The organism is Geomonas propionica, from assembly GCF_016458235.1.
Classification (GTDB): Bacteria; Desulfobacterota; Desulfuromonadia; order Geobacterales; family Geobacteraceae; genus Geomonas; species Geomonas propionica.
On sequence record NZ_JAEMHK010000038.1, the window covers coordinates 1 to 885 of the forward strand.

Consider the following 885-nt stretch of genomic DNA (forward strand, 5'->3'; position numbering starts at 1 on the left):
ATAAAAGCTTCTCGCAAAGGCCAGCATACACTAACAGGAAAGTGTATGCCCAAAAGGGGGGCCTGTAACAGTATCCACACGGGTGGAGACGGACTGCGCGAGTCAGTAGGAGTGAGGAGGAGCCTGTGAGAGCAAGGTCGCTCCGCCGCTCACCCGCAACCCGTTGGATTCCGCAGCTGTGTGTGACTCGGAAAGAAAAATGAAAAAAATCGTTTGCAAAATATGCAATGCAGAAAACGAGATTATGGCTGGATCAGGTGATGGGATCCCGCGTTGCGAAAACTGCGACAATGATCTCATCAATCATGAGCCGAAAGTACAGATCGGCAGCAAGCGATATCTACTTGAACCCACAATCAATTCTATATTGGTCAAGATTTACGTCCTTGTATTTGGAATAGCTTCAGCTTTGTTTTTGTTATCCAAAATGAAGGTGACGCCAAATCTCGACCAGTTCGGGATCGATTTTGGAGGCTTATATCTAATAATACACATTCCAGTCATTTTCCATATTGTGATCATAAAGCATCTTGATATAAAGGGCATATATAAAGGCATACAAAGATATTACGTCCAAAGAATCCTGGTTTTCGTCATTTTACTCTTAACTTTTTTCAAGGAGTTATGGCTTGAAAAAGTTGTCCAAGAGCCAACTTTCTATTCTATGATCATGGTGGTTTCATACATACTCTTCAATGCACATTACTTCGGCAGGAAAGGTTTTGGTATTTTCAGATAGTATTATTCTGTAAGAGGAGGGATCACTCCTCCCAGCGAACGAGAGCTGGAAATTGAAGTTTGCGAGAGGTCCCAACCCTTATCAGGCCCCCGTCTGTCAATAGGCAAAATGGTGCCCTAACGATTTGAAGTCGCCTTTTTAGAAGA

General features: G+C 43.3%; 1 protein-coding gene. It reads left to right on the forward strand.

The window, feature by feature from the left end; translation table 11 throughout:
* The first annotated feature begins 199 nt into the window (after positions 1-199).
* The gene (locus JFN90_RS22050; RefSeq protein WP_199397290.1) at positions 200-739 is read left to right on the forward strand and encodes a hypothetical protein; all 540 of its coding nucleotides are present in this window, start codon (positions 200-202) and stop codon (positions 737-739) included.
* The last annotated feature ends 146 nt before the right edge of the window (positions 740-885 follow it).